Raw genomic sequence first — 5,101 nt, 5'->3', positions numbered from 1 at the left:
CACCTCACTTTTTTCGTAGGATACCTACAGTATACTAAAAAAAGTAGGCTTACGCCTACCGACATTCATCTCCCACCTAAAATTGGTGTTTTCACACCTTCACATTTTTGAGGAAGGAGTCTTCTGTCGGAAAACGATAAAAAAATAGGCTTGAGGAGATTGCCCACAACCTATTTACAAAGTGGAACTGTACAATTATTGAAATGAACGGTGAAGAGGATCAAATACATATCCTTTTTGATGCACCGCCACAAATTCACTTAGCTAATAAACAGAAGATAATATAAACTTTCTTGTATCTCTAAACTCCTTGCTATTGATAATTAAGACATTATATTAATCTTATTCTTCAATCAGGTACCATTGTTTAGAATCAAAGATAGCAGGTGATCAAACTGTTTATACAGTCAGAGGAAGGTGAAATTACAGAATACAAATAAAATTAGGTAAACATGTCTAAATATGGTAGAATGTGGTTGTATTATCCAAATCAATGTTTAGAACACTGAGAAAATAATCAACAAATCTAGCTTTAAAGGGGGAATTAATTTGGAAAGAAGAGGTCATAGAATTATTCATCATTTTCGAAGTTTATTAGTTATAAGTCTATGTTTCTTTCTCGTATTTTTGGGTGGTAATAACTCGAAGGCTGAAACAGTTTCTTCTATAGCATTAAATGCTAAAGATCTAGAAGTTTTCACAAATAAAGTAATTCCAGAGAAAATGAAAGCAGAAAATGCACCTGGTGTAGCTATTGTCGTTGTCAAAGATAATCAGATTTTATTTCAAAAAGGATACGGTTTTTCCAACAAAGAAAAGAATATTCCAATCGATCCTAAAAAAACAGTTTTTCGATTAGCGTCAGTATCCAAGGTTTTTACTGCTAGTGCTGTAATGCAGTTAGTTGAACAAGGAAAAATTGATTTAAATAAAGATATAGTAAATTATATGGGGGGATTAAAGTACCAAAATAATGTGAGTGAACCAGTTACAATGAAACATTTACTCACCCATACAACAGGTTTTGATGACGTGGATCCTAGACCGGGGGATATTCATGATCAAATAAATGACTATACACAACTTAAAGATTATGTAGAAGAAAATATGCCCACAGTAGTGAGAAAACCAGGAGATACGTATACATATGATAATTTTGCTTCTATGCTGCAAGGATATATTGTTCAAAATTTGACAGACACACCTTTTTATAAATATATGGCAAAAAATATTTTTTACCCTTTAGAGATGCATAATAGTAGTTTTGTTATGACTAATTTTATTAAAGATAAGCTTGCAACAGGATACGATAAAAAAGGCGATGTCATCCCATTTTATCAAACAAGACCGACGGACATGCCACAAGGGAGTATGTTTTCTACAGGAAGTGACGTAGCCAATTTTATGATTGCTCAATTGAATGGTGGTAAATTCAAAAATAAACAAATACTAAAAACTGAAACTGTGCAAGATATGCAACAAACAAAATTTGCGTTGCACCCAAAATATCCAAATATGACATATGGATTTGAATTCTTTTTACCGCAAAGCCATAATGGTCAATATGTTTTTGGGAAAGGTGGAAATATACCGGGATTCTCTTCTTTAATGTGGTTAATTCCTGAACAGAAAATAGGTGTTTTTATTGTCACAAATAAAGATAGTTCATCACTTCCTTATGAATTATTTGATGAATTTATGAATCACTATTTTCCAGATAAAACGAAGCCAGAGTATTTAAAACCTAGCGAGGAAGAGTTAAAAAAATTTGAAGGTGTGTACCGTGATTTGCGGGTGAAAAACCTTATTACACATGTAAAAATAAGTGAAGGAAAGTTATTTGTAGGTGATAAAAGATATGGTAAACAGGAATTAAAACAAATAGATCCTTTACTATTCGAAGATGAAAAGGGTAATTACATGGCGTTTAAACTTCACGAAGATGGTACTGTAAAAGAAATGATACATTGGAACTCTGGTAGTTCAGCGGTGAAATTAAGTGAACCTAAGAGATTTCAAGACGTAGAGGTAAATCATCCATATGCTAAATTTATAGATCCTTTACATCAATATGATATATTAAAAGCAAATAAGGAGGGGAATTTTGTTCCTGAAGCCCCTCTTACACGTGGAGAGTTTTCATATTGGTTATCTCAAATTGCATACTTTGCACCACCTTCAAAAAAAGACCCTGTATTTTCTGATGTAAAGGGTCATCAGTATGCATCCCATATTCAAAAGTTATATGAACTGGGTATTTTATACGAAAAAGAGGGAGAACAGTTTTATCCAGATCGTGCTATTACTAGACAAGAAGCAGCATGGATTGCTTGGCATTATTTAGAAACGCTAGAGGCCCCACCTGCAGAAGCTACTTTAAAAGGAGAAACTGATGATTGGGCGATAGAGTCTGTGAAAAACATTGTAGGTCATCACTTAGTCGGACCAGAGGTTATATATAATGAAGATGGATCAGCAGATTATTTATCAAAACAAATAATGAAACGGCAAGAGGCAGCGGCTTTGTTATTTTATGTTATGTTAGGCAGTTAATTTGCCACAAGAATGGAATATATATCTGAACAGAAAAAGAGGGATAGCATAAAGATGCTGTCCTTCTTTATTGAAATATATTTTTTTACTTCTTGGCACAGATGCTCCCTAAATGCCTTAATGAGTATTATTATGCATAACCAGATTTGGATTAAATATTCAGAATGAATAATTATATCTTTCTATAATTCTAGGTTAATTGCAATTTATAGAGAATATAATGCTTTGTAAAGTATAAGTTCGAATTAAAAAAGCCCCTAAAAGAACGTAAATTCGCGTATAATAAGAACAAAAGTTCTTATTATTAGGAGTGATTACTTTGTACGATTATTCTCTTTTGCCTAATCGGATTATATTATGTGTTGACTTACGTAGCTTTTACGCATCAGTCAGTTGTATCAAGAGAGAATTAGACTCGCGATATACAAAACTTGCCGTAGTGGACGATGTGAATTGAAGTGGGTCGCTAGTACGATAGTACTAGCGGCAACACTACCGGTTAAAGCACTAGGTGTCAAAAAAATGGCTAGATTATACGAGATACCAAAACGACAAGATATACTTATCGTAAACCCCATCATGCATACATATATTAAATGTTCGAATTACATAACAGGTTTAGCAATACAATACGTGGCACCTGAAGACTTCCATCAGTATTTCATAGACGAATTCTTCATGGATATGACGGATTCTTTACACTTATTTACGAATAGCCCGTATGAATTTGCGCTGAAGTTTAAACGTGAGATCTACGACCGCACTCGTATCGAATGCACAATCGGCATCGGTCCAAATTTATTAATGAGTAAGGTTGCAATGGATATTGAAGCAAAGAGGAATCAAGACGGCATTACGCAGTGGACATACGACGATATACCCGAGAAGTTATGGAGTATAAGGCCGCTCAGTAAATTTTGGGGTATATTGCGTAAAACGGAAGTCAAGTTAAACCGGAAAGGGATTTATACAATCGGTAATCTGGCGAATTATCCGCTTAAGTATTTGAAACAAAATTTCGGTGTAATCGGAGCAGAATTACACTTACATAGTAATGGTATAGACTTTAGCCGTATATCCGAAAAACATATTCCGGCAGAAACTTCTATCGCTAAGAGTCAGATATTATTACGCGATTATTCAATAGATGAAATTCCGATTATCTTAGTAGAACATACGGAAGAGGTTTGCTATCGATTACAGAAGGAGAAGAACAGATTTCGTTGTTCGATAACGTAATGCAACGTGAAAAGGAAATTAAATTAACGCGAGTCATGGACGAAATCAGAACACGTTTCGGTAAAAACAGTATATTACGGGGCGTTTCCTATACGAAAAGTGCAACCACAAGATATAGAAACACATTATTAGGGGGACATAAATCATGAATAACGCAAATAATGCAAATATGCCGAAGGGAAGAGGGATGGTAAAATGGAAAACGTTTTCCAGTATGCCAGAACAATTTGTTGGTATCTGTGATTTGAACTATAAGTTTGTTGGAACGGCACCCCAATATGCTTGGATTAAAATCATTGCAAACAGCTAAAAAAGTGCTTGCTGGAATAGAAGTTATACATATGATCAAAAAAGGACAAACTCTCCAAGGTGAGAAGTCTGTCCAAAAACAGATATATCTTATCCATGATCTCTTTGGTTTAACAACATAAAATTCAATTCCGCTAGGAATCTTTCGTTCTTTTTTCATATCCCACTATTTTTGCACCAGAACCAACAATAGTGAATTAAAATAATGATTTAATACTTGCTAGGACAGTAAGTACACCTATAACAATGACAAATACATTGCTCATTTTCCCTCTGTATTTAGCTAGTACTGGTACTTTACGGATCGCATACATTGGTAATAGACATAAGATAGCAGCAACTAACGGACCACTAAGGGCATCAATGATTCCAAGAATACTTGGATTTGCATAAGCAACATACCAGCATGTTAATACGACAAAGGCAAGGATCATTGTCTTAACTGTTTTTTCTTCTATATCTTTGCCACGTGTTTTACCGAACTTGATAATCATATCACGCATTACCTCATATGCTCCTATATAATGGCCAAGGAAAGACTTTGTTATAGCCACAAAAGCAATAATAGGAGCTGCAATAGTGATTAGAGGCGAATTAAGCTCATTAGCAAGATATGACAGGATTGATAAGTTCTGTTCTTTCGCCATTTTAAGATCATTTGGAGTCAAACTTAGTGCGCTGCTCCATACAAAGAACATAACAACAACGAATGTCATGATATAACAAACTTTTTGTATTTGAGCACACTTGGCATCAGTAGCTTCTATTCCATAGGTAGCTCTCTGTTTCATAACAAATGACGAAATAAGAGGAGAATGATTAAACGAGAATACTATGATTGGTAGTATCATCCATATCGTTCCAAAATATCCTGTTCCTGTTGAAGCAGTAGAAACACTTGAAAAACTAAGCATTGACGTATTCCACTGTGGAATCAAAGATATTGCGATAAAAAGTAGAGAAGCTATGAAAGGATATACTAGCATGCTCATTATCTTTA

General features: G+C 34.4%; 2 protein-coding genes and 4 pseudogenes. 5 read left to right on the top strand and 1 reads right to left on the bottom strand.

Features of this window, described 5'->3' with window-relative positions; all coding sequences use genetic code 11:
- Positions 1-140 precede the first annotated feature (140 nt).
- The 5 genes and pseudogenes from KFD70_RS28710 to KFD70_RS28690 all read left to right on the top strand — a co-directional run.
- Positions 141-269: pseudogene (locus KFD70_RS28710) on the top strand (transposase); the annotation flags it as partial.
- A 280-nt stretch (positions 270-549) separates the two neighbouring features.
- A complete protein-coding gene (locus tag KFD70_RS28705; RefSeq protein ID WP_420792392.1) occupies positions 550-2,553 on the top strand; it encodes a serine hydrolase domain-containing protein in 2,004 nt (667 codons plus the stop codon).
- A 319-nt stretch (positions 2,554-2,872) separates the two neighbouring features.
- Positions 2,873-3,941 (top strand): annotated as a pseudogene (locus KFD70_RS28700) (Y-family DNA polymerase).
- A pseudogene (locus KFD70_RS28695) lies at positions 3,938-4,039 on the top strand (YolD-like family protein); the annotation flags it as partial. The pseudogenes KFD70_RS28700 and KFD70_RS28695, both read left to right, overlap by 4 nt.
- A 16-nt stretch (positions 4,040-4,055) precedes the next feature.
- A pseudogene (locus tag KFD70_RS28690) lies at positions 4,056-4,223 on the top strand (IS6 family transposase); the annotation flags it as partial.
- Positions 4,224-4,298: 75 nt separating this feature from the next.
- Here KFD70_RS28690 and KFD70_RS28685 read toward each other — a convergent pair.
- A partial coding sequence (locus KFD70_RS28685) for an SLC5/6 family protein (RefSeq protein ID WP_489618142.1) occupies positions 4,299-5,101 on the bottom strand: 803 nt, incomplete at its 5' end.

The organism is Bacillus pfraonensis, from assembly GCF_050768835.1.
Lineage (GTDB): Bacteria > Bacillota > Bacilli > Bacillales > Bacillaceae_G > Bacillus_A > Bacillus_A pfraonensis.
Note: the sequence above shows the minus strand (reverse complement) of the source record. Positions and strands in the feature narration are given on the sequence as shown.